This is a genomic window from Agromyces sp. NPDC127015 (genome assembly GCF_042725165.1).
Lineage (GTDB): Bacteria > Actinomycetota > Actinomycetes > Actinomycetales > Microbacteriaceae > Agromyces > Agromyces chromiiresistens.
Genome location: NZ_JBHXDI010000005.1, coordinates 218,504 through 241,336 on the forward strand (window position 1 = coordinate 218,504; position 22,833 = coordinate 241,336).

Here is a 22,833-nt window from a genome sequence, read left to right on the forward strand (position 1 = left end):
CTCGTCGGCTCAGCCGGCGAGCGCCTTCTGCACGCGCTGGACCGAGACGGTCTCGGCCGTGCGCAGCTCCTGGGCGAAGAGGCCCACGCGCAGCTCCTCGAGCATCCACCGCACGCGCACGAGCACCGGGTCGGCCTCGGCGTCGATCGGCAGCGTGCCTCCGGCCTTCTCATAGGCCGAACGGGCGACGTCGAACTCGTTCATGAGCTGCCGGTCGCGTCCGGGGTTGTCCACGAGCTTGCGCACGCGCGCCGTGATCGCCTCGAGGTACCGCGGCAGGTGGCGCAGCCGCTCGAGCCCCGTGGCCGAGACGAACCCGTTCGGCACGAGGGCGGCGAGCTGCTCGCGGAGGTCGGCGAGCGCCGCCATGAGCTGGATGCTCGACGCGCCCGAGATCGCCCGGTCGGCCTCGCGGGCCGCCCTGAGGATCCGGGCGACGAGCGACACCGTCTCGAACAGCCGGTCGACGATCGTGGCCGCGACCGCGTCGCGCACGGCATCGAACTCGGCTCGCGTCCGCAGGAGCCCGTCGGGGTGGCGGGCACGCAGTTCGGCGTCGACGCAGGCGGCGAGGCAGTCGTCGAGCAGCGCGCGGGTCGACGGGTACGCGCTCGCGGCGAGCGCGAGCTTCTCCTCGTTCGAGAGGTGCTCCTGCACATAGGCGACCGGCGTCGGGGTCGAGAGCACGACGAGCCGCCGGATGCCTCGCCGGAGCGCCCGATCGCGCTCCTCGGGCGTCGCGACGAGCCGGAGGGCCACCGCCTCGCGCTCGTCGACGAGTGTCGGATAGGCCCGCACGACGTTGCCGGCCTGGCTCGTGTCGAGATGCTCGGGCAGCGCGTCCCACTCCCAGGCGGTGATGCCGCCGCGCTCGGCGAGCTCGGGGGGAGGGGCGGTGGCGGGCCGCGGGCCGCGCCGGTCGTCGTTCCGTGCGCCGCGTCCATTGCGGCGGTCGCCCGCGACGGCCGGGCGATCGCCGGGACCACCCGACCCGCTCACGGCGCGCGCGACGGCGTCGCGCGTGCGGTCGGCGAGCCGGGCCTGCAGCTCGGACAGGTCCTTCGACGCGCCGAGCGCGCGGCCGCGCTCGTCGACGGCGCGGAACGTGACCCGAAGGTGCGGCGGCACGCGGTCGAGGTCGAAGTCGCTCGGGTCGACGGGCGTGAACGTGAGCCGCCGGATCGCCCGGCCGACCTCGGCGACGAGCGGTTCGCGAGGCTCGCCGCCCTCGGGGCCGTCCGGAAGCTCGGCGGCGATCTTCGCCGCCCACTCGGCCGCCGGGACGACCTGGCGACGGAGCACCTTCGGCAGGGAGCGCAGCAGCGCCGTGATGAGCTCGTCGCGGAGTCCGGGGACCTGCCAGTCGAAGCCGGTCGCCTCGAGCCGCGGCAGCAGCACGAGCGGCACGACGACCGTGACGCCGTCGTCGTCGGCCCCGGGTTCGAAGCGGTACGCGAGCGAGAGGGTCTGGTCGCCCTGCCGCCAGCGGTCGGGGAAGCCGTCGTCGTGCGCGCGGTCGGTGTCCTCGCCGAGCAGGTCCTCGCGGCGCATCGTGAGGAGGTCGGGCGCCGTGCGCTGCGCACCGCGCCACCACCGCTCGAACGAGCGAACGTCGGCGACGTCGTGCGGCACGCGCGCCTCGTAGAACGCGACGACCGCCTCGTCGCCCGCGAGCAGGTCACGGCGGCGGGTGCGCTCCTCGACCTCGCCGAGCTCGCCGCGCAGCGCCCGGTTCTGCCTGACGAACGCGAAGAGCCGGCGATCGAGCTTCGAGGTGTCCCAGTCCTCGTCGACGAGGGCGTGCCGGATGAACAGCTCGCGGGCGAGCTCGGCGTCGACCCGGGCGAGCTGGATCCGCCGCTTCGCGACGATCGGCACGCCGAACAGCAGCACCTTCTCGTCGGCGACGGCCGAGCCCTGGCGGCGCTCCCAGCGCGGCTCGGAGTAGCTGCGCTTGGCGAGCGGGCCGGCGAGCTGCTCGGCCCATGCCGGGTCGATCGCGGCATTCGTGCGGGCGAAGAGCCGGCTCGTCTCGACCAGTTCGGCGCTCATGAGCGCCGGCGGCGGCTTCTTCGCGAGTGCGGAGCCGGGGAAGACCACGAAGCGGGTGTTGCGGGCGCCGAGGAACTCGGCGTCGCGGCGCCGTCCCCTGCGATCGGCGTCGCGCGCGCCGCCGCGCCCCGTCGACGTCGGTGCTGATTGGCGCAGGGCGTCGTCGCGCAGCCCGATCTGCGAGAGGAGACCCGCGAGGAGCGCCCGGTGGATGCCGTCGCCGTTCGGTTCGCCGGCCCGCTCGGCGACGTGCAGGCCGAGCGGCTTCGCGAGGCGCACGAGCTGGCGGTACAGGTCCTGCCACTCCCGCACGCGCAGGTAGTTCAGGAACTCCGACCTGCACATGCGGCGGAACGCGCTGCCCGAGAGCTCGCGCTGCTGCCGCTCGAGGTGGTTCCAGAGGTTCAGGAGCGTCAGGAAGTCGCTCGTCGGGTCGACGAATCGGGCGTGGGACCCGTTCGCCTCCTCGCGGCGCTCGAGGGGGCGCTCGCGCGGGTCCTGGACGGTGAGGCCCGCGACGATCGCGAGCACCTCGCGCGAGACGCCCTGCGCCTTCGACTCGAGCACCATGCGCGCGAAGCGCGGCTCGATCGGCAGGCGCGAGAGCTGGCGTCCGATGCGCGTGAGCTGCGGCCCGTCGCCCGCGGCGCCGTCGTCGAGCGCACCGAGTTCGCGCAGCAGCTCGAGACCGTCGCGGATTCCGCGGGCGTCGGGCGGCGTGAGGAACGGGAACTCCTCGATCGGGCCGAGCCCGAGGGACGCCATCTGCAGGATCACCGCGGCGAGGTTCGTGCGCAGGATCTCGGGGTCGGTGAACTCGGGCCGGCGCTCGAAGTCCTCCTCCGAGTAGAGCCGGATCGCGATGCCGTCGCTCGTGCGGCCCGACCGGCCGGAGCGCTGGTTCGCCGAGGCCTGCGAGATCGGCTCGATCGGCAGCCGCTGCACCTTCGAGCGCACCGAGTACCTGCTGATGCGCGCGGTGCCCGCGTCGACGACGTAGCGGATGCCCGGCACCGTGAGGCTCGTCTCGGCGACGTTCGTCGCGAGCACGACGCGGCGCCGCAGGCCCGCGACCTTCGACGGTTCGAACACGCGGTGCTGATCGGCGGAGGACAGGCGCCCGTAGAGCGGCAGCACCTCGGTCTCGCCGCCGCGACCGCCCGCATAGCGGGCCCGTACCGCCTGCTCGGCGTCGCGGATCTCGCCCTCGCCCGAGAGGAAGACGAGCACGTCGCCGCTCGACTCGCGGTCGAGCTCGTCGAGCGCGTCGATGATGCCGCGCTGCACGTCCTTGTCCTCGGCCGCGGCGCCCTCGTCCTCGTCGTCGTCGCCGATGCCGGCCGCGGCGACGAGCGGCCGGTACCGGACCTCGACGGGATACGTCCGGCCCGACACCTCGATCACGGGCGCGGGCTCGCCCGAGCCATCCTCGAAGTGCCGCGCGAAGCTCTCGGGGTCGATCGTCGCGCTCGTGACGATGACCTTGAGGTCGGGGCGGCGCGGCAGCAGCCGCTTCAGGTAGCCGAGCAGGAAGTCGATGTTGAGGCTGCGCTCGTGCGCCTCGTCGATGATGATCGTGTCGTACCGGCGCAGGTCGCGGTCGCGGTGGATCTCGTTCAGCAGGATGCCGTCGGTCATCACCTTGACGCGGGTCGACTCGCTCACCCGGTCGGTGAAGCGCACCTGGTAGCCGACGAGGCCACCGAGCTCGACGCCGAGCTCCTCGGAGATGCGCTCGGCGATCGTGCGCGCGGCGATGCGGCGGGGCTGGGTGTGCGCGATCGAGGTCCGGCCGAGCTCGAGGCAGATCTTCGGCAGCTGCGTCGTCTTGCCCGAGCCCGTCGCGCCGGCGACGATCACGACCTGGTGCGACTCGAGGGCGCGCGCGATCTCGTCGCGCTGCGCGGAGACCGGCAGCTCGGCGGGATAGGTGATCACGGGGATCGGCGCAGGCGACGACATAGCCCTCCATCGTATGACGTGGTGGGTCGTACGAGGACGCCGAGCGCTGAACCGGGTCGCCGCGATCGGTAGCGTGGAGGCATGACGAGCGAACGCTTCGAGTCGGACTGGCACGACTGGCACCACGCGCGCGAAGCGCGCGCGACGGCCCCGCACGGGCTCGCCGCCCTGCGGCACACGCACTGGCTCACCGACGAGCCGGCGGCGGTGGAGGGCGCGCCCGGTCGCTGGGCGGCCCATGACGGCGCGGTGGTCGGCACGGGGCTCGCGGATGCCTCGGACGCGGTGCGCCTCGCAGCCGGCGACGAACTGGCGGTGGGTGCGACGGTGCTGCGCGCGTTCGAGCGCGACGGGGCGCTGGCGCTGCGCGTGCTCGACCCCGACGCCCCGACGCGCACGTCGCTCGCCGGCATCGACGCGTTCGCACCGTCGCCGCGCTGGGTCGTGCGTGCGAGCTTCGAGCCTGCGGCGGACGCGACGCTCGACGTGACGAGCGTCGACGGGCACGCGTCGACCGAGCACGTCGCAGGCGTCGCCCGGTTCGACGTCGACGGCACCCCGATCGAACTCACCCTGACGCGGGACGCCGGCGGCCTCGGCGCGGTGTTCGCCGACGCGACGAGCGGCCACGAGGCGTACCGGTTCCGCTTCCTCGCCGTGGACGAGCCCGCGGCCGACGGCACGCTCGAGCTCGACTTCAACCGGGCGTACCTGCCGCCCTGCGCCTTCAGCGACCAGTACGTGTGCCCGCTGCCCTCGCCCGGCAACCGGTGGTCGGTCGCGGTGCGCGCGGGGGAGCGCCTGCCGGTGCGCCGCACGGTCGCGGCGGAGTCGCCCGCGGCGTGACCGGAGGCGGCCGTGCCCGGCTTCGCGGGCAGCGAACCGCCCTGTCGGCGCGAGCCCGGCCGTGATGGGATGGCGGGCATGACGGTTCCCCGCATCCAGCTCAACGACGGCCACTCCATCCCGCAGCTCGGCTTCGGGGTCTTCAAGGTCGACCCGAACGAGACCGAGCGGATCGTGACCGACGCGCTCGAGGTCGGCTACCGGCACCTCGACACGGCGCGCATCTACGGCAACGAGGCGGGCGTGGGCCGGGCGATCGCGGCATCGGGCATCGCCCGAGAACAGCTGTACGTGACGACGAAGCTCTGGAACGACGACCAGGGCACGCAGTCCGTGCACGACGCCTTCGATGCGAGCCTCGAACGGCTGGGGCTCGACTACGTCGACCTCTACCTGATCCACTGGCCGAGCCCGGCCCGCGACCGGTACGTCGACACGTGGCGCGAGTTCGAGAAGCTCCGCGACAGCGGTCGCGTGCGTTCGATCGGCGTCTCGAACTTCCTCGTGCCGCACCTCGAACGACTGCTCGACGAGACCGACGTCGTGCCCGCCGTCGACCAGATCGAGCTGCACCCGGCCCACCAGCAGCCGGCGACCGCGGCGTTCGCCGAGGAGCACGGCATCGCGATCGAGGCCTGGGGGCCGCTCGGGCAGGGCAAGTACCCGCTCTTCGAACTGCCCGAGATCGCCGGACCGGCGGCGGCGCACGAGAAGACCCCCGCCCAGATCGTCGTGCGCTGGCACCTGCAGCGCGGGCACATCGTCTTCCCGAAGTCGACCCGTCGCGAGCGCATGGCCGAGAACTTCGACGTGTTCGACTTCGAGCTCGACGATGCCGAGATGCAGGCGATCACGGCGCTCGAGCGCGAGGGCCGGGTGAGCGCCCACCCCGACGAGGTGGACTGACCGATGGGCCGACGCCTCGCCGACGCCGTCAGCCCGTACCTGCGGGCCCACGCGGGGAACCCCGTCGACTGGTTCCCCTGGGGCGACGACGCCTTCGACGAGGCGCGCGCGCGAGACATCCCCGTCATGATCTCGATCGGCTACGCGACCTGCCACTGGTGCCACGTGATGGCCCGCGAGAGCTTCGACGACGTCGAGACGGCGCGCGTGCTCAACGAGCGGTTCGTCGCGATCAAGGTCGACCGCGAGGAGCACCCCGACGTCGACTCGAGCTACCTGGCCGCCGCCTCGGCGTTCACGCGCGAGCTCGGCTGGCCCCTCACGGTCTTCGCAACCCCCGACGGGCGGGCGTTCTACGCGGGCACGTACTTCCCGCCCGCTCCGCAGCGCGGCATGCCGTCGTTCCGGCAGGTGCTCGCCGCGGTCGACGAGGCCTGGCGCGAACGGCGGACGCAGCTGACCGACACCGCCGACGCGGTCGCGGGTGCGCTCGCCGACGCGGCGTCGGCCGAGACGGCGGGCGCACTGCCGACGACCGCTCGGCTGGCTGACGCCGTCGAGGCGCTCGCGGCGCAGGAGGACCGGGTGCACGGAGGCTACGGCGGGGCCCCGAAGTTCCCGGTGGCGCCGGTGCTCGACTTCCTCGCGCGGAGCGGCGCCGACGGCCGAGCCATCGCCCGCCGCACGCTGCGGGCGATGGCGGCGTCGCCGCTCCGCGACCCGGTCGACGGCGGGTTCTTCAGGTACGCCACTCGCGCCGACTGGAGCGAGCCGCACTACGAACGGATGCTCACCGACAACGCCCTGCTGCTCGCCGTCGCGGCCGACCTGGCCCGCGACGACGCAGTGCTCCGCGAGGTCGCCCGCGACACGTCGGCGTTCCTCATCGGCACGATGCAGCTCGCGTCGGGCGGGTTCGCCGCCGCGCAGGACTCGGAGAGCATCGTCGACGGCGTGCGCACCGAAGGCGGTTACGCGCAGGCCGACGCCGAGCGACGGAGGTCGCTCGAGCCGCCCGCGCTCGACGAGAAGGTGCTCACGGGCTGGAACGGCCTGGCGATCGGCGCGCTCGCACGTGCGTCGGGCGCCATCGGCGGGCAGGACGGCGATCGAGCCCTGGCCGCTGCGCGCCGGGCCGCCGACTTCGTGATCGGCCACCACCTCGCCGACGGCGCGATCGTCCGGGCCTCGCGCGACGGCCGGGCGTCGGCCGCCACCGCGGCCCTCGAAGACCCCGGAATGCTCGCCGGGGGACTCATCGACCTCGCGCTCGCGAGCGGCGATCCCCGGTACGCCGAGGTCGCGCGCGAACTCGTCGACGCCGCGATCGACGCGGCCCGGCCCGACGAGACCGTGCCCTTCGCCGTGCCCGGCGGGCCCGATCCCGTGCTCGCCGCGCGCGGCCTCGCCCTGCCCGGTGACCCCGCCGAGGGCGCGACCCCGTCGGGCGCGACCGCATGCGCGCAGGCGGCGTGGCGGCTGTGGCTGCTCGGTGCCGGCGATCGATATCGGGTCGCGGCCGTCGCGGCGATGGAGCGCGTCGCCGCCGTCGCCGTGCAGCGTCCGATCGCGTTCGGCGCTTCGCTCGGGCTCATGGCCGACCTCGCCGCGCCCGTCGTGCAGCTCGTGACCGTCGTGCCCGGCGCGGCGACCGGTGGCGCGGCCGCCGCGGCCCCGCAGGAGGCCGAGCTCGTCGCCGAGAGCCGTCGGCACGAGGCATCCATCACGGCCGTCGTCACGGAGGAGGCGGCCCGACGGTTCGCGGATGCCGGCTTCGACCTGTTCGCCGGGCGCGACCTGCGCGACGGCGCCGCCGCGGCCTACCGGTGCCGCGAGTTCGTCTGCGCGCTGCCGGTCGTCGACGCCGCCGCGCTCCGGGCGCTCGCCGCGCTCCGTACGATGGAGGCATGAGCGGAACCGTCGCCGGATCGGCGAGCCCGAACCGGGCGAGCGCGCGAACGATCCTCGTGAGCCTCGTCGTCGACCTGGCGCTCGTCGTCGTCTTCGTGCTCATCGGCCGTCGCAGCCACGCCGAGGCGCTCGACGTCGCCGGCATCGCCGCGACCGCGTGGCCGTTCCTCGTCGCCGTGCTCGCGGGATGGGGCCTCGCACGCGCCTGGCGCGCGCCGAGCGCGCCGTGGCCGACGGGCGTGATCGTGTGGGCCGTGGCCGTCGTCGGCGGGCTCGCCCTCCGGGTCCTCGCCGGCGACACCGCGCAGGTCGCGTTCATGATCGTCGCGGCGCTGACGCTCGCCCTCCTCCTCATCGGCTGGCGTGCGATCGTCGCGCTCGTGCGCGCCCTCCGCGGAAGCGCCAGGACCGTCGCATGATGCTCGAAGCCGCGGCGGCGCCCGGCCCGATCGAGTGGCTCTTCGACGCCCAGCTCGTGATCGGCGGACAGGTGATCCTCTGGCGCGAGATCGTGGGCAACCTGTTCGGGCTCGCGTCGGCGCTCGGCGGCATGCGGCGCAAGGTCTGGGCGTGGCCCGTCGGCATCATCGGCAACGCGCTGCTCTTCACGGTCTTCATGGGCGCCGTCTTCCACACGCCGAACCCGGTCAACCTGCTCGGGCAGGCCGGACGGCAGCTCATGTTCATCGGCGTCTCGATCTACGGGTGGATCCAGTGGTCGAGGCACCGGCACACGTCGGCGAACGCCGTCGACCCGCGCTGGGCGACCGGGCGCGAGCGCGTGCTGCTCGTCGTGGCGATGATCGGGGGCACGCTCGTGCTCACGCCCATCTTCAGCGCCCTGGGTTCGTTCGAGCCGGTGTGGGCCGACGCGTGGATCTTCATGGGGTCGCTGCTCGCGACGTGGGGCATGGCGAAGGGCTGGACGGAGTTCTGGCTCATCTGGGTGGCCGTCGACATCGTCGGCGTGCCGTTGCTCGTCTCGGCCGGCTACTACGCCTCGGCGCTGCTGTACCTGTTCTACGGCGCGTTCACCCTGCTGGGGTTCTTCACCTGGCTGCGGGTGCAGCGACGGCGCGAGGCGGCGTCGGGGTCACCGGCCGCCTGAACGCGGGTGCCGCCGGCGGCGCGTCACCAGGGCGCGGGCACGCGGTCGAGCAGCGCCCATACCGCCCCACTGAGTTCGGGGTGCTCGAGGGCGATGCCCCGCAGCAGCTCGAACTCGAACCTCGCCGCCTCGCCCGGGCGTGCAGCCGGGTGGTACGCGCGCGACCGTGCCGGACCCCAGGTCTCCGACTGCAGGCGCTCCTCGCGCAGCGTCGCGACGACCTGCTCGTCGACGGAGGGCAGGTCGGGCAGGAACATCCACGGGTCTTCGCCGAGCCGGCAGCGCAGTTCGATGAGCGCGGCGAGCTCGTCGCGTGCGTCTCGACGCAGGCGCTCGAGCACCGATGACTCCGCCATACGCGCCCTCCCCTCGCCTTCCACGATCGTAAGCCCACGCTACGCGCACCGTGTGACGGGCGGGTTACGGGGCGCAATGCCAGATGACCCGCAGATGACGGCTCTGTGACATTCGCCCGTGCACGTCGCCGCGCGAGGCGCTTGACTGATGGCCGCGGCCGGCGATCACGGCCGGACGAACGACGGGAGACGACGTGGGCGAGGTGCTCATCCTGCACGGCTGGCAGAACCATCGACCCGAGGGGCATTGGCAGCGCTGGCTCGCCGAAGAGCTCGACGCCCGCGGCCACGACGTGCGGTACCCGCAGCTGCCCGATGCCGACACCCCGGTCCGTGCCGGCTGGCTGGCCGCACTCGAGGCCGAGCTCGTCAGCACGACGCCGTCGCAGCTCACCGTCGTCGCGCACAGCCTCGGCTGCGCGTTGTGGCTCGCGTACGCGGTCGCCCGGCGCGAGTCGGGGCTCGACGACCCGGCGGCGGCTCGCGTCATCCTGGTCTCACCGCCCTCCGACGGATTCCTCGAGCGGACGCCCGAGATCTCCGGGTTCCTCACCGCCGACACCGGTGAGGATGACGCGGTCGCGGCGGCGCTCGCGGCGGCGAGCATCGCGGCACCGATGGTGGTGCAGGGCGATGACGACCCGGTCAACCCGGCTGGAACGGTCGCCTTCGCCGAGGTCTTCGGGCTCGAGCGCGTGACGGTGCCGGGCGGCGGCCACCTCACGATCGGCGACGGGTACGGTCCGTTCCCGCTCGTGCTCGACCTCGTGCTCGACCCCGGCTCGCCCACCGGATGACCGGCGCGGCACGCGACCGCGATGAGCGCCGTCACCGCACCCGTGCGGTCTCCGCTGCTTGAATGGTCCGGTGGACACCGCACGCACCCCGAAACCCCTCAGCCGCCTCGCCGAGGACCTGCGCGCCGTCGACTTCACGGTCGACGCGCTCGACGGCCTCTGGGGCGGGGCTGCGGCTGCGGCGCTGCACCGGGGCGAACGCGTGCCCGCCCGGCGAGTGCTCGACGGCCGCCGTCGCGCGCACGCCGGCGGTGCGGTGCTCGCGACCCTCGCCGAGCTCTTCGTGCTCGGGCTGCCGGTGCCGGCCGACGAGGCGGCCGAGGCCCTGCCGCGACTCGGTCTCGACGACGCGGTCGAGCTCGGGCTGATCAGGCGCGACGGCGATCTCGTCGTCGCCGCCCTCGACCTGCGCCCCTACGCGTTCGGCGACGCGCACGGCGAAGCGCACTGGTGGATCCTCTCGGATCTCGGCGAGCTCGCGCTCGGACACGCGCTCGGCGAGCACCACGTGCTCGGGGTCGGCGGCGCCTCGACGACGCTCTCGGGGCTCATGCTGCCGACGCCCGCCCGACGCGTGCTCGACCTCGGCACCGGCTGCGGCATCCAGGCCATGCACGCGTCGCGATTCGCCGACGAGGTCGTCGCGACCGACATCTCGGAGCGGGCGCTCGAGCTCGCCCGCATGAACCTCGAGCTCAACGGCATCGAGGGCGTCGAACTGCGCCTCGGGAGCCTGTTCGAACCGGTCGCCGGCGAGCGGTTCGACCGCATCGTCTCGAACCCGCCGTTCGTCATCACGCCGCGCACCGAGGGGGTTCCCGAGTACGACTACCGCGACGGCGGCATGGTGGGCGACGCGCTCGTCGAAGCGGTCGTGCGCGGTTGCGCCGAGCACCTCGAGCCCGGCGGCACCGCGCAGCTGCTCGCCAACTGGGAGTATCGCGGCGGCGACGACGGGCTCGAGCGCGCCGCGGCATGGGCGCACGGACTCGACCATTGGATCGTCGAGCGCGAGGTGCAGCCCGTCACGGAGTACGCCGAGACGTGGATCCGCGACGGCGGCACGAGGTCGGGTACCGCGGCCTTCGACCGCCTCTACGACGCGTGGCTCGACGACTTCGCGGCGCGCGGGGTCACCGAGGTCGGCTTCGGGTACGTCGTGCTGCGACGGCCGGTCGGCGGGGATGCCTCGGCCGCGGCATCCGCGACCGACGGGCTCGCCCGGGTCGAGCGCCGGCACGGCGCGATCGGGTCGAACCCCGCGGGCCTCGGCGGGCACCTCGCGCAGTGCCTCGCGGCGCACGACCGGCTGGCGTCCCTCGACGACGGGGCCCTCGTCGCGCTGCGCCTGACCGTCGCGGGCGACGTCACCGAGGAGCGCCACTACTGGCCCGGCGACGCGGACCCGACGGCGATGCTGCTGCGGCAGGGCGGCGGGTTCGCGCGCACGATCTCGCCCGGCACGGCACTGGCCGCACTCGTCGGCGCCTGCGACGGCGAACTCGCGGTCGGCGCGATCGTCGCCGCACTCGCGCAGCTGCTCGAGGTCGACGGGGCGGCGCTCGCCGCAGAGCTGCTGCCGGAGGTGCGGGAACTCGTCGACGACGGCTTCCTGCTGCTGCCGGCGGACTGACGCACCGGTCGGCGCGGATCGGAGCAGCGGCATGCTCCTCCGGGCCGACCTGCGCACGGCGCCGACACCGACGAATTCAGAGGGCCGGCCGATTCGTGCGCGGTATTCTCGTGCTCGCAACGAAAGCGAGCCAATGCCCGAGAGCCCCCTGTCAGCGTCGCCCTATGAACTGCTCGGCGTCGCAGCCGACGCCGACGAGGCGACCCTGCGCGCCGCCTACCGCCGGGCCCTGCGCGAGGCGCACCCCGACACGGGCGGCGACCCCGCGAAGTTCCACGCGGTGCAGTCGGCGTGGGCGCTCGTCGGCACGCCGGCGGCGCGGGCCGCGTTCGACCGCGGTCGCGGCACGGTCGGCACCGCGCCGAGTCGTGAGGCATGGGCGCCCGCCGCGCCCCGGCCGCGGCGCGACTCGCGGCCGCTCGCGCGGTCGTACGGCCACCCAGGCGGGCTCTCGCGCGAGCGGTACCTCGAGTCGATCCGCGAGTGGGTCGGGCGGGGCGCCTCGCTTCCCGATCCGTACGACCCGGCGCTCGTGCGCGGTGCGCCCCGCGGCATCCGGCACCTCCTCGCCGACGCGCTCGCCGAGGAGGCGAGCGCCCGGGCGCTCGCGACGCTCGGCATCGCGTACACGATCTGGCACGACGTCGCGACGGATGCCGCGGGGCACGGCCTGCCGCCGAAACTCGACCACCTCGTGCTCGGTCCCACGGGGCTCTTCGCGATCCAGTCGGAGGACTGGGGCGGGCCCGTCGCGCTCAAGCGCGGTGAACTCGTCGGCGAGGCGCTCGCGGGCGAGCGGCCGTTCAAGGCGCTCGCGGCGCGGGCCAAGGCGATCGGACGGGCAGCGAAGGCGAAGCCGACGGCGCTCATGATCGTCGTGCCCGACGACCACGCCGGCGAGCCGCTCGAACTCGGCGGGTCGGTGCGCGGCGCCGTCGTCGCGCTCGTCCGGCGTTCGCGTCTCGCGAGCGCCGTGCGCGAGGGCCTGCCCGGATCGGCGCACCTCGGCGGCACCGAGGTCATGGAGGTGCGCTCGCGCCTGCAAGCGGTCGTGCGGTTCGCCTGAGCCCCCCGGTGGCCGCCCGGTTCGCCCGCCGCCCGTTCGCGGTGTTGGATGGAACCATGCCAGCTGACGCCGCCGCCGCATCCGTGCCCGACCTCGACGCCCACATCGCCGACTTCGCCGACTTCGTGCAGGCCTCGCCCTCGTCGTACCACGCCGCCGCCGAGGTCGCCCGCCGTCTCGAGGCGGGCGGGTTCGAGCGGCTCGACGAGACCGCCGAATGGCCCACCGGTCCCGGGCGTCGCGTCGTCGTGCGCGACGGTGCGGTCATCGCGTGGATGCAACCCGACGGCGCCGTGCCGACCACGCCGTACCGCATCCTCGGGGCGCACACCGATTCGCCGTCGTTCAAGCTGAAGCCCAACGGGCAGACGGTCAGCGAAGGCGTGCTGCAGGCCTCGGTCGAGGTCTACGGCGGGCCGCTCCTGAACTCCTGGCTCGACCGCGAGCTCGAGCTCGCGGGCCGCATCGCGACCGACGACGGCGCCGTGCACCTCGTGCGAACGGGGCCGATGCTGCGCATCCCGCAGCTCGCGATCCACCTCGACCGCGAGGTGAACTCCAAGGGCCTCCTGCTCGACAAGCAGCGCCATACGCAGCCGGTCTGGGGGGTCGGCACCGGTGACGACGCCGACCTGCTCGACGAGCTCGCCGCGTTGGCGGGCGTGCCCGGCGCGGCGATCGTCGGGCACGACGTGCTCGTCGCCGACACGGCCGCGCCGACCCGCTTCGGCCGCTCGGGCGAGCTGTTCGCCTCGGGCCGCATGGACAACCTGACCTCGGTGCACGCCGGGCTCGTCGCGCTCCTGCGGGCGCCGTCCGACGCGGAGCACGTGAGCGTGCTCGCCGCCTTCGACCACGAGGAGCTCGGCTCGGAGTCGCGCTCGGGCGCGAGCGGGCCGTTCCTGGAGGACGTGCTCTCCCGCATCGCCTCGGGCCTCGGCGCCTCCGACGACGAACGCCGACGCGCCCACGCGGCGAGCTGGATCGTCTCGTCGGACGCGGGACACGCCGTGCACCCCAACTACGCCGACCGTCACGACCCGGCGAACCGCCCGGTGCTCGGTGGCGGTCCGCTGCTGAAGCTCAACGCGAACCAGCGCTACGCGAGCGATGCGCTCGGCGGTGCGCTCTGGGCCGGCGTGTGCCGTGCCGCGGGCGTGCCCGTGCAGCGGTTCGTGTCGAACAACGCGATCCCGTGCGGATCGACGATCGGTCCGCTCTCGGCGACCCGTCTCGGCATCCGCACGGTCGACGTGGGCGTGCCGCTGCTGTCGATGCACTCGGCCCGGGAGCTCGCGCACGTCGACGACCTCGCGGCGCTCGGCGCCGCTGCGACCGCCTTCTTCGCCGGAGCCTGAGCACCCGCGAGCGGTTGGCGGGAAGTCGCGCCGCGTTGGCGCGATTTCCGTCCCGCCGACGGCGCTGGGCCTGCCAGTCTGGGCGCATGACCGACACGATCACGACCTCCTCGATCTTCCGGACCGCGGCCGACTCCGAGTCCGCGATCCGTCACTTCGAGGGCCGACTCGCGTTCGAGACGGATGTCTCGGACGTCGCCGCCGAGCTCGCCGCTGGCGCGCCGGGCTTCGTGCTCGTCGACACCCGCAACGAGGCCGCGTGGGCGCAGGGGCGGGTGCCCGGCGCGGTGCACCTGCCGGGTCGCCGCATCGCGGGGGAGGCGGCGGCGCTCGTGCCCTCCGGCGTTCCGGTCGTCGTCTACTGCTGGGGGCCGGCGTGCAACGGGGCGACGCGAGCGGCGCTCGAGTTCGCCCGGCTCGGCCATCCGGTGAAGGAGATGATCGGCGGGTTCGAGTACTGGGTGCGCGAGGGCTTCGCCTACGAGACCGACGAGGGGCTCGCGCAGCGGGTGCCCGACCCGCTCACGAACGTCGCCTCGGCGGGGCTCGCCGGTTCACCGGTGACGGCCGCCGAGGCGGCCGGCATCACCTGCGCCTGCTGAGGCGCACGGCGGTGCGGCGCTCGTCGCCCCTCGCCGGTCGCGACCGGGACATCGGGTCAGGTGAGGGCGACGAGCGGCGCCTCGGGGTCGGCGAGCCACTCGTCGAGCGACCCGTCGTAGACGGCGACGTCGGGATGGCCGGATCGCCGGAGCGCGAGCGCGGTGCCCGCTGCGGCGATGCCCGCACCGCAGTAGACGACGAACCGGCCCGTCGCGGCGTCGGCCGCGTCGACCGCCGGGGCGAGACGTTCGGCGAGGGCGTCCCCGTGGAGCGCGACGCGCGTCTCGCGGTCGACGAGCGAGCCCACGGGCACGTTGACGCTGCCCGGGATGTGGCCCCGCCGCGCCCGCTTGCCGGTCTCGCCGCGGAAGTCGCCCCGTGGCAGGGCGCAGACGAGGGCGGAGCGCTCGTCGCCCGCGACGATGCGGCGCACCTCCTCGCGGTCGGCCCAGTAGCCGGGCTGCGCCGTGAGGTGCAGCGGGCCGGCGGCGCGCGGCTCGCGGTACCCCGTCTCGACCTCGCGGCCCTCGGCCCGCCACCGCTCGAAGCCGCCGTCGATCACGGCGACGTTCGCGAAGCCGGCCGAGCGGAGCAGCCACCAGAGGCGGGCGGCCCAATGGCCGATCGACGCGTCGTACACGGCGACCGCGGTGCCGTCGTCGATGCCGAGGCCGCGTGCGGCCTCGGTGAGGCGGTCGAGGTCGGGGCGGGTGAACGCGAACGGGCTGCCCGGGTCAGAGAACTCCTCGAGCAGGTCGGCGAAGACGGCGCCGGGCAGGTGCCCGGCGATGAGGTGATCGTCGAGCCCGCTCAGCCAGTGGAATCCCGTCGCCGCGTCGACGCCGAGCACCGTCGCGTCGACGACGACGAGTCGTTCGTCGTCGTGGTGTTCGGCCACCCAGCCGGTCGAGACGAGCGGGCCGGGCACGGTGAGCGGATCCGAGGTCGCGTCGAGAGTCATGCCGGCCACGCTAGGCGCCGCTGCCGGCCGGCGCGGCCGGACCGCAACAGGCCGTCACGAGGCGTAGCACGGCGACGCGCGTGCCGCGCGAACGGCTGCGGCCGCGCGGTGCACGAGCCGGCGGCGGCTCAGCGGAGCGGTCCGCGCCGGCTCTCGAGCCAGAGCGTGTGCTCGCGGAGGCCGTTGCGCACCGCGGCCTTGATGATGAGGTAGCCGATCCACAGCATCAGGGCGAGCACGGCGAGGTAGATCACCACGCCGATGATGAGGCCGATGAGGCCGGCGCCGAGGAAGAAGTTCGGATCGATCGTCGGGTCGCTTTCCATGGGGCCACCATGGCAGAAACGCGTCGGGTCCGGGAGGGTCCCCGAGTGGGGGACACGCAGGTCAGCACTCGATGACGTTGACGGCGAGGCCGCCCTCGCTCGTCTCCTTGTACTTCGTCATCATGTCGAGGCCCGTCTGGCGCATCGTCTCGATGACCGTGTCGAGCGAGACGAGGTGCGTGCCGTCGCCGTGCAGCGCGAGCCGGGCCGCCGAGACCGCGGTCGATGCGGCGATCGCGTTGCGCTCGATGCAGGGCACCTGGACGAGTCCGGCGACCGGGTCGCACGTGAGGCCCAGGTGGTGCTCCATCGCGATCTCGGCCGCGTTCTCGATCTGCTGGGGGGTGCCGCCGAGCACGGCGCAGAGCGCACCCGCCGCCATCGCGCACGCTGAGCCGACCTCGGCCTGGCAGCCGCCCTCGGCGCCCGAGATCGACGCGTTCTTCTTGACGAGGCTCGCGATCGCCGACGCGGTCAGCAGGAACCGGCGGATGCCCGCCCGGTCGGCGCCCGGCACGAAGCGCAGGTAGTAGTGGCCGACGGCGGGCAGGATGCCGGCCGCGCCGTTCGTCGGCGCGGTCACCACCCGGCCTCCGGAGGCGTTCTCCTCGTTGACGGCGAGTGCGAAGGCGTGCAGCCACTCGGTCGACGTGTCGCGGTGCGCCGTCGACTCGATCTCGTCGCGGTCGTAGGCCTCCAGGCGCCGGCGCACGTCGGGTGCGCGCCGCTTGACGCGGAGGCCGCCGGGCAGCGTGCCCTCGGTCTCGAGGCCGTGCTCGACGCACTCGGCCATCGCGTCCCAGATGGCGTCGAGCCCTGCGTCGATGCCGGCCTCGCCGTGCACGGCGATCTCGTTGTGCCTGGCGACGTCGCAGAACGAGACACCGTGCTCGTCGCAGAGGGCGAGCAGTTCGGCGGCGTTGGAGTAGGGGAGCGGATGGCGCAGGGCCTCGGCCTCGGCGGCGGGGTCGCCGTCGCGGCGGATGAAACCGCCGCCGACGGAGTAGTAGGTCTCCTCGGCGATGGGCAGCGGCCCTTCGCCGAACGCCTGGAGCGTCATGGCGTTGGGGTGGCCGGGCAGGCGCGTGCGCGGCTCGAGGGAGATGTCGCTCTGGCGCAGCCGCACGGGGTGCGCGCCGAGGAGGCGGATGTCGGCGCCGGTGTCGCCCGCGTCGGCGAGGCGGGTCCACGCGTCGCGCACGTCGGCGGGGTCGCAGTCGTGCGGCTCGAGGCCGGCGAGGCCGGCGACGACGGCGTCGGGCGTGCCGTGCCCGAGGCCGGTCGCGCCGAGCGAGCCGTAGAGCGAGCACGACACGCGCGTGACGTCGCCGAGCACACCGCGGGCATCGAGCGACTCGACGAACATGCGAGCCGCCCGCATGGGGCCGACGGTGTGCGAACTCGAGGGGCCGATCCCGATCGAGAACAGATCGAGGGCGGAGACGAACGCTGTCACCCCTCAAGGGTACGTCGCACGGCGCGCACGGATGCCGCTGCGGTTCGAAGAATCGTGCGTCGACCGCCGATCTCGCGCACATCCGCGGCAGTATCCGCGACCACGCGGCGACGGCGCACCGACGGCACCGCGACAGTGCGCCGACAGCACCGCGACAGCGCGCTGCGAGCGCGCGGCGGAAGCATGGCGTGCATGGACATCACCAACACCCGAGCCCGGGGAGACTGGGCGATCGAGGCCGACGGCCTCGTGAAGACCTTCGGCGAGCACCGCGCGGTCGACGGGGTCGACCTGCGGGTCGCCACCGGCACCGTCTACGGCGTGCTCGGCCCGAACGGGGCCGGCAAGACCACCACGATCTCGATGCTCGCGACGCTGCTGCGCCCCGACGCCGGCACGGCCCGCGTCTTCGGCCACGACGTGCAGCGGGAGGCGCAGGTCGTGCGCCAGCTCATCGGCGTCACCGGGCAGTACGCCTCGGTCGACGAGACGCTCTCGGCGACCGAGAACCTCGTGCTCTTCTCGCGCCTGCTCGGCCTCGGCCGGCGCGACGCGAAGCGCAAGGCCGGTGAGCTCCTCGAGGAGTTCGGGCTCACCGAGGCCGCCAAGCGGCCGCTCAAGCAGTTCTCGGGCGGCATGCGCCGTCGGCTCGACCTCGCGTCGAGCCTCATCGCACAGCCGCCGCTCATCTTCCTCGACGAGCCGACGACCGGCCTCGACCCGCGCACCCGCGCGCAGATGTGGGAGACGATCCGACGACTCGTCGCGACCGGTTCGACGGTCCTGCTCACGACCCAGTACCTCGACGAGGCGGACCAGCTCGCCGATCGCATCGCGGTGATCGACCGCGGCCGCGTGGTCGCCGAGGGCACGGGCGACGAGCTCAAGGCCTCGGTCGGCGAGTCGAGCCTGCAACTGCGGCTCATCGACCCGCGCGACCTCGGCGACGCCCAGGCGGCGATCGAGCGCGTGCTCGGCGTGCACGCCACCGCGAGCCCCGAGGTCGCCCGCCTCACCGCCCCCATGCAGGACGCGGATCGCGTCGCCGAGCTCCTCGTCACGTTCCGCGACGCGGGCATCCACCTCGCCGAGCTCAGCGTGCAGAAGCCCACGCTCGACGAGGTGTTCCTCACGCTCACCGGCCACAGCGCCGAGCCCGAAGGGGCCGGCGACGAGGCATCCGATCTCGAACTCGAAGGAAGCCGCGCATGACCACCGCGACCATCGTGCCGGGCGCCGCCCGCACGCTCAAGAACCACGTCGGCTTCGGCCAGACGGTGCGCAACTCGTTCAGCATGGCCTGGCGGGGTCTCCTGAAGATCAAGCGCACGCCCGAGCAGCTCATCGACGTCACCGTGCAGCCGATCCTGTTCACCGTCATGTTCACCTACATCTTCGGCGGCGCGATCGCCGGCGATGCGATGACGTACCTGCCGTTCCTGCTGCCCGGCATCCTCGTGCAGACCGTCATCACGACGTCGGTCGTCACGGGCGTGCAGCTGCGGGAGGACATGGACAAGGGCGTGTTCGACCGGTTCCGCTCGCTGCCGATCGCGCGCGTCGCACCGCTCGCCGGCGCGCTGCTCGCCGACACGGTGCGCTACGGCATCGCGACCGTGCTCACCTTCGTCGCGGGGTACGTCATGGGCTACCGGCCCGAGGCCGGCATCGGCAGCGTCGTGACGGCGAGCCTCGTCGTGATCGTCGCAGCATGGTCGCTCAGCTGGATCTTCGCCTTCTTCGGCGTGATCGCGCGATCGGCCGGTTCGGTGCAGGGCATCTCGTTCCTCATCCTGTTCCCGCTGACGTTCCTCTCGAACGCGTTCGTGCAGGCCGACACGATGCCCGACTGGCTGCAGTGGTTCGTGAACATCAACCCGGTCTCGCACCTCGTGACCGCCGCGCGCGGCATCACGATGGGCACCGAGGTCACGGGCGACCTGCTGGCGACGCTCGTCGGCGCCGCGGTCGTGGTCGCGATCTTCGCCCCGCTCACGGTGCGCGCGTACATGCGCAAGGCGTAGACCGGTGCGGATGCCTCGGTGCGGGCGACGGCCGTCGGGTCGGCGCCCCGCCGGGGGTGACCGTCAGGCCGAGCCGACCGAACCGGGCGCGACGGGCGCTGCGAGCAATCGCAGCGCCCGTTCCGCGCGCTCGGGCTGGGTGAGGTCGGCGACGTCGGCGCGCGCCCGCTCGAGGGCGGCGGCGCCGGCGATGCGCTCGGCGGCCGCGAGGTGCGGCTCGAGTCTGAGCGCGGGAAGGTCCTGCCGGGGGTGCATCCGCTCGGCGAGGGCGAGCAGCTCGAGCGCGCGACCCCGCAGGTGCGGTCGGCGCATCGCCCACGCCGACCAGCCGAGCACCGCCGTGCCGAGCACGGGCTTGTCGGTGAACGCCGGCCACGCGCGGTGGAGCGCGATCGTGCGGTACCGGATGCGGGCGGCCCACCGGTCGGCGTCGTCGGCGTCGCGCTCGTCGAACACCGCCGCGGAGAGGAGATCGGCGAGCACCATCAGGTACCACGGGGTCGACCGCTCGTGGACGCCGAACGAGTCGGCGGCCGCCCGACCGTGGCGACGGGCGTCGGCCATGCGGCGATCCGCCCGTGCGAGCTCGGCGCGGCCGAGCTCGGCGACCGTTGCGAGCGCGAGGCCGTCGGCCGTGCGACGCTCGCTCGCCGCGAGTTCGTCGAGCAGCGGGCGCACCTCGTCGAACCGGCCCGCCGAGAGCAGGTTGCCCGCGCGCATCCACTCGAGCTGGAGCAGGTCTGGCTCCGCGTCGAGGGCGGCGAGGCCGTCGACCGCGACCGCCGACCAGTGCAACGCGCGCTCGGGGTCGCCCGACTGGCTGGCGAGCTGCGCCATCATCATCGAGCTCATCGACTCGGCCCATCCGTCGCCGAGGCGCCGCGCGAGCCGGTGCGCGCGCTGGGCGTGCTCGATGGCGAGTGCGGGTTCGCCGGCGTTCTCATCGAACTGGCAGCGCAGCAGCGCGCCGATGAGCGCCGTCGCCTCGTCGGCGGATTCGGACATGACCACGAGGTCGGCGAGCGCGGCGTCGAGGTCGCGCGCGCCGATGACCCGCGCGACCGCGGCCAGCCATTCGGGCAGCGGCCAGCGATCGGCGAGATGCGAGCGGAGCCGTGCGAGCGCGCGCGTCGCGGCCGGTGCACCGTAGGCGAGCGACGTGCCGGCTGCGAACACCGCCGAGATCATCGCCGGCACCGCGAGGTCGCGTTCGTGCGCGCCGTGGCGGGTCGCCTCGAGCATCGCCTCACCGAACACGAGCACCTCCTCGTGCGCGCTGCGCACGTTCCAGAGGTAGCCGAGCGCGGCGTAGAGCCGCAGCGCGGTCGGCACGCGACGCTCGGCGTTGGCTCGGCGCAGGATCTCGACGAGGTTCTCCTCCTCGAGGCGCAGCACCCGCAGGTCGTGGAGCTGCGTCGAGCCGCCGCCGACGAAGTGCACGTCGGCGAGCCGCTCGGCCCACCGGGCCATCGCATCGTGCACGTCGGCGAGCTCGCCGGCCTGCGCGAGTCGGAGCTGGCCGAACTCGCGCACCGTCTCGAGCATGCGGTACCGGGTGGCACCCGTCAGCCGGTCGTCGCGCACGGTGAGCAGCGACTGGTCGACGAGACCCACGAGCACGTCGATCGCGCCCGCGCCGAGCACCTCCTGTGCCGCCTCGATCCCGAAGCCGTCGGCGAAGGTCGAGAGCCGGACGAGCCCGCGTTGCTCGCCGGGGGTGAGCAGCGCCCAGCTCCACTCGATGACGGCCTCGAGGGTGCGCTGACGGGGCGGCGCGCTGCGGTCGCGCCCGGCGAGCAGTGCGAAACGATTGTCGAGGCGGGCCTCGATCTCGGCGACGGTCATGCCGCGGGTGCGCGCCGCGGCGAGCTCGATCGCGAGCGGCAGGCCGTCGAGGCGCGCGCACAGCCGCTCGACCACGTCGAGGGGGAGGGCGGCATCGGGGCGCACGGCGAGCGCCCGTTCGATGAAGAGCTGCGAGCCGGGCCCGGCTTCGTCGCCGACGCGCGCCGGCAGCGGTTCGAGCGGATACACCTGCTCGGCGCCGATCGCGATCGGGCTCCGGCTCGTCGCGAGCACGCGCAGGGTCGGCACCGCTGACAGCAGCTCGTCCGTGCAGGCGGCGACGCCGTCGACGACCTGCTCGCAGTTGTCGAGCACGAGCAGGGTCGGCGTGTCGGCGAGGCGCGCCTCGATGCGCTGACGAAGGTCGGGCCGGCTCGCGGCGTCGGAGAGCCTCGAGGCACGGGCCTCCCTGAGGCCGAGCGCCGAGCCGAGCGCGAGCTCGACGTCGTCGTCGTCGCGGACGCCCGCGAGCTCGGCGACCACCACCGCCGGCGCGTCGGCTCGCGCCGCGACCGCCTGGGCGAGCCGGGTCTTTCCGAGCCCGCCTGCGCCGAGGATGGTGACCAGCCGGTGCCGGTCGAGCAGTGCGAGGATCGCCGGCAGGTCGTCGTCGCGGCCGATGAGCCGGTTCGGGGCGGCGCGCAGGCCGATCCGGGTGGGTTCTTCGGGGAGTCGGGGGGAATCGACCGTCTCCGCGGGCGACGGGACCTCATCGGCCGTCGGTCGCGTCAGCTCGATCGTGACGGATGCCCCGGGCCGGACGTCCGCGACCGGGTCGACGCCGACCACGGGCGCGATGCCCGTGTCGGGATCGGCGAGCAGTCGCGCGTTGAGCTCGACGAGTTCGGGGCCGGGCGAGACCCCGAGCTCGTCGCGCAGCGTCGCTCGCACGCGCGCGAAGGTCGCGAGCGCCTCGGTGCGCCGGCCGGCGCTCGCGAGCGCGGCGATGAGCGAGGTGTGCAGTCGCTCGTCGAGCGGGCTGGCCGCCGCGAGCGGAGCGAGGGCGGTGATCGCCGCTTCGGCGTCACCGGCGTCGAGCAGGCAGCGCGCACGGAACTCGAGCAATCCGATGCGACGCGACGACGCACGGTCGGCGAGCTCGGCGCCGATCGGCGCCTGGCCGAGGTCGAGCCCCGGCTCGCCGCGCCAGAGGGCGAGCGCCTCGTCGAGCACGCCGATCGCGGCGCGGTGGTCGCCGCCACGGGCGAGCTCCGCGGCGCGCCCGCCGAGTTCGCCGGCGAGTCCGAGATCGGTCTGCACCGGGGTCACGTCGAGCGCGTACCCGCCGGGGCGCGACGCGATGAGCCCGGTCGCGCTCGTGGCGCGCACCCGTGACACGAGCGACTGCAGTGCCGCCCGCTCGTTCTCGGGCCGGTCGTCGCCCCACAGGTCGTCGGAGATCGCCTCGAGCCCGTGCGTGCGACCCGAGGCACGCCCGTCGACCCCCGCAAGCGCGGCGAACAGCGCCTTCGCGAGCGCGCCCGCGGGCTCGATCTGCTCGCCCGACCGACCCTCGACGAGGACCGGGCCGAGCAGCGCGACGCGGAGATCGCGGCGGTCGGTCAGCACGCGTCGAGCCTACCGGCGGCGACCGTCGCCAGGCCGCCGCGCCGGCGGGCGGGC

18 protein-coding genes are annotated in these 22,833 nt (G+C 74.1%); 12 read left to right on the forward strand and 6 right to left on the reverse strand.

What is annotated here, in order from left to right:
* Nucleotides 1–9 precede the first annotated feature (9 nt).
* Complete coding sequence (gene hrpA, locus ACFWGP_RS15785; RefSeq protein ID WP_376931329.1) at nucleotides 10–4,014, reverse strand: ATP-dependent RNA helicase HrpA; 4,005 nt, start codon at nucleotides 4,012–4,014, stop codon at nucleotides 10–12.
* 81 nt (nucleotides 4,015–4,095) lie between these two features.
* On the opposite strand from hrpA, the gene ACFWGP_RS15790 reads away from it, so the two are divergent.
* From ACFWGP_RS15790 to pnuC, 5 genes are all read left to right on the forward strand, one after another.
* Complete coding sequence (locus ACFWGP_RS15790; protein ID WP_231430304.1) at nucleotides 4,096–4,860, forward strand: DUF1684 domain-containing protein; 765 nt, start codon at nucleotides 4,096–4,098, stop codon at nucleotides 4,858–4,860.
* A 78-nt stretch (nucleotides 4,861–4,938) separates the two neighbouring features.
* Nucleotides 4,939–5,766: an aldo/keto reductase gene (locus tag ACFWGP_RS15795; protein WP_376931330.1), complete on the forward strand. Its 828-nt coding sequence runs from the start codon at nucleotides 4,939–4,941 to the stop codon at nucleotides 5,764–5,766.
* Between the two features lie 3 nt (nucleotides 5,767–5,769).
* On the forward strand, nucleotides 5,770–7,677 hold the full coding sequence (locus tag ACFWGP_RS15800; RefSeq protein ID WP_376931331.1) for a thioredoxin domain-containing protein: 1,908 nt from the start codon (nucleotides 5,770–5,772) through the stop codon (nucleotides 7,675–7,677).
* Nucleotides 7,674–8,096, forward strand: coding sequence for a DUF3054 domain-containing protein (locus tag ACFWGP_RS15805; protein ID WP_376931332.1), 423 nt, complete (start codon nucleotides 7,674–7,676; stop codon nucleotides 8,094–8,096). Before ACFWGP_RS15800 ends, ACFWGP_RS15805 begins: the two co-directional genes overlap by 4 nt.
* The gene (gene pnuC, locus ACFWGP_RS15810; RefSeq protein WP_376931333.1) at nucleotides 8,093–8,785 is read left to right on the forward strand and encodes a nicotinamide riboside transporter PnuC; all 693 of its coding nucleotides are present in this window, start codon (nucleotides 8,093–8,095) and stop codon (nucleotides 8,783–8,785) included. Before ACFWGP_RS15805 ends, pnuC begins: the two co-directional genes overlap by 4 nt.
* Nucleotides 8,786–8,808: 23 nt before the next feature.
* Here pnuC and ACFWGP_RS15815 read toward each other — a convergent pair whose 3' ends face one another.
* Nucleotides 8,809–9,141: a hypothetical protein gene (locus ACFWGP_RS15815; protein ID WP_231430309.1), complete on the reverse strand. Its 333-nt coding sequence runs from the start codon at nucleotides 9,139–9,141 to the stop codon at nucleotides 8,809–8,811.
* 194 nt (nucleotides 9,142–9,335) lie between these two features.
* Here ACFWGP_RS15815 and ACFWGP_RS15820 point away from each other — a divergent pair, with 194 nt between their 5' ends.
* The 5 genes from ACFWGP_RS15820 (at nucleotide 9,336) to ACFWGP_RS15840 (ending at nucleotide 14,597) form a co-directional block, all read left to right on the forward strand.
* Nucleotides 9,336–9,938 carry an RBBP9/YdeN family alpha/beta hydrolase gene (locus tag ACFWGP_RS15820; protein ID WP_376931334.1) on the forward strand — a complete coding sequence of 201 codons (603 nt, stop codon included), beginning with the start codon at nucleotides 9,336–9,338 and terminating at the stop codon, nucleotides 9,936–9,938.
* Nucleotides 9,939–10,008: 70 nt separating this feature from the next.
* Nucleotides 10,009–11,571, forward strand: a complete 1,563-nt coding sequence (locus tag ACFWGP_RS15825) for a methyltransferase (RefSeq protein WP_376931335.1) — start codon at nucleotides 10,009–10,011, stop codon at nucleotides 11,569–11,571.
* A gap of 133 nt (nucleotides 11,572–11,704) precedes the next feature.
* Nucleotides 11,705–12,637: a DnaJ domain-containing protein gene (locus tag ACFWGP_RS15830; protein ID WP_231430312.1), complete on the forward strand. Its 933-nt coding sequence runs from the start codon at nucleotides 11,705–11,707 to the stop codon at nucleotides 12,635–12,637.
* 56 nt (nucleotides 12,638–12,693) lie between these two features.
* On the forward strand, nucleotides 12,694–13,995 hold the full coding sequence (locus tag ACFWGP_RS15835; protein WP_231430313.1) for a M18 family aminopeptidase: 1,302 nt from the start codon (nucleotides 12,694–12,696) through the stop codon (nucleotides 13,993–13,995).
* 86 nt (nucleotides 13,996–14,081) lie between these two features.
* A complete protein-coding gene (locus tag ACFWGP_RS15840) occupies nucleotides 14,082–14,597 on the forward strand; it encodes a rhodanese-like domain-containing protein (RefSeq protein ID WP_231430314.1) in 516 nt (171 codons plus the stop codon).
* Between the two features lie 56 nt (nucleotides 14,598–14,653).
* On the opposite strand, the gene ACFWGP_RS15845 is transcribed toward ACFWGP_RS15840, so the two are convergent.
* From ACFWGP_RS15845 to ACFWGP_RS15855, 3 genes are all read right to left on the reverse strand, one after another.
* On the reverse strand, nucleotides 14,654–15,559 hold the full coding sequence (locus ACFWGP_RS15845) for a sulfurtransferase (RefSeq protein WP_376931336.1): 906 nt from the start codon (nucleotides 15,557–15,559) through the stop codon (nucleotides 14,654–14,656).
* A gap of 128 nt (nucleotides 15,560–15,687) precedes the next feature.
* A complete protein-coding gene (locus ACFWGP_RS15850; RefSeq protein ID WP_231430316.1) occupies nucleotides 15,688–15,885 on the reverse strand; it encodes a hypothetical protein in 198 nt (65 codons plus the stop codon).
* A gap of 61 nt (nucleotides 15,886–15,946) precedes the next feature.
* The gene (locus ACFWGP_RS15855) at nucleotides 15,947–17,341 is read right to left on the reverse strand and encodes an L-serine ammonia-lyase (RefSeq protein ID WP_376931337.1); all 1,395 of its coding nucleotides are present in this window, start codon (nucleotides 17,339–17,341) and stop codon (nucleotides 15,947–15,949) included.
* Nucleotides 17,342–17,533: 192 nt separating this feature from the next.
* Here ACFWGP_RS15855 and ACFWGP_RS15860 point away from each other — a divergent pair, with 192 nt between their 5' ends.
* Both ACFWGP_RS15860 and ACFWGP_RS15865 read left to right on the forward strand, forming a co-directional pair.
* Nucleotides 17,534–18,553: an ATP-binding cassette domain-containing protein gene (locus ACFWGP_RS15860; protein ID WP_376931338.1), complete on the forward strand. Its 1,020-nt coding sequence runs from the start codon at nucleotides 17,534–17,536 to the stop codon at nucleotides 18,551–18,553.
* Nucleotides 18,550–19,365: an ABC transporter permease gene (locus tag ACFWGP_RS15865; RefSeq protein ID WP_376931339.1), complete on the forward strand. Its 816-nt coding sequence runs from the start codon at nucleotides 18,550–18,552 to the stop codon at nucleotides 19,363–19,365. The genes ACFWGP_RS15860 and ACFWGP_RS15865 overlap by 4 nt, the downstream gene beginning before the upstream one ends.
* A 63-nt stretch (nucleotides 19,366–19,428) precedes the next feature.
* Here ACFWGP_RS15865 and ACFWGP_RS15870 read toward each other — a convergent pair whose 3' ends face one another.
* Nucleotides 19,429–22,779 carry a BTAD domain-containing putative transcriptional regulator gene (locus ACFWGP_RS15870; protein WP_376931340.1) on the reverse strand — a complete coding sequence of 1,117 codons (3,351 nt, stop codon included), beginning with the start codon at nucleotides 22,777–22,779 and terminating at the stop codon, nucleotides 19,429–19,431.
* Nucleotides 22,780–22,833: the final 54 nt, after the last annotated feature.

Excerpts from the sequence above, each read along its gene's own strand:
- ACFWGP_RS15850 (WP_231430316.1), bottom strand. The coding sequence starts at position 15,885 with ATGGAAAGCGACCCGACGATCGATCCGAACTTCTTCCTCGGCGCCGGC.
- hrpA (WP_376931329.1), bottom strand. The coding sequence starts at position 4,014 with ATGTCGTCGCCTGCGCCGATCCCCGTGATCACCTATCCCGCCGAGCTG.
- ACFWGP_RS15830 (WP_231430312.1), top strand. The coding sequence starts at position 11,705 with ATGCCCGAGAGCCCCCTGTCAGCGTCGCCCTATGAACTGCTCGGCGTC.
- ACFWGP_RS15790 (WP_231430304.1), top strand. The coding sequence starts at position 4,096 with ATGACGAGCGAACGCTTCGAGTCGGACTGGCACGACTGGCACCACGCG.
- ACFWGP_RS15815 (WP_231430309.1), bottom strand. The coding sequence starts at position 9,141 with ATGGCGGAGTCATCGGTGCTCGAGCGCCTGCGTCGAGACGCACGCGAC.
- ACFWGP_RS15865 (WP_376931339.1), top strand. The coding sequence starts at position 18,550 with ATGACCACCGCGACCATCGTGCCGGGCGCCGCCCGCACGCTCAAGAAC.
- ACFWGP_RS15795 (WP_376931330.1), top strand. The coding sequence starts at position 4,939 with ATGACGGTTCCCCGCATCCAGCTCAACGACGGCCACTCCATCCCGCAG.
- ACFWGP_RS15845 (WP_376931336.1), bottom strand. The coding sequence starts at position 15,559 with ATGACTCTCGACGCGACCTCGGATCCGCTCACCGTGCCCGGCCCGCTC.
- ACFWGP_RS15835 (WP_231430313.1), top strand. The coding sequence starts at position 12,694 with ATGCCAGCTGACGCCGCCGCCGCATCCGTGCCCGACCTCGACGCCCAC.
- ACFWGP_RS15800 (WP_376931331.1), top strand. The coding sequence starts at position 5,770 with ATGGGCCGACGCCTCGCCGACGCCGTCAGCCCGTACCTGCGGGCCCAC.
- ACFWGP_RS15840 (WP_231430314.1), top strand. The coding sequence starts at position 14,082 with ATGACCGACACGATCACGACCTCCTCGATCTTCCGGACCGCGGCCGAC.
- pnuC (WP_376931333.1), top strand. The coding sequence starts at position 8,093 with ATGATGCTCGAAGCCGCGGCGGCGCCCGGCCCGATCGAGTGGCTCTTC.
- ACFWGP_RS15860 (WP_376931338.1), top strand. The coding sequence starts at position 17,534 with ATGGACATCACCAACACCCGAGCCCGGGGAGACTGGGCGATCGAGGCC.
- ACFWGP_RS15805 (WP_376931332.1), top strand. The coding sequence starts at position 7,674 with ATGAGCGGAACCGTCGCCGGATCGGCGAGCCCGAACCGGGCGAGCGCG.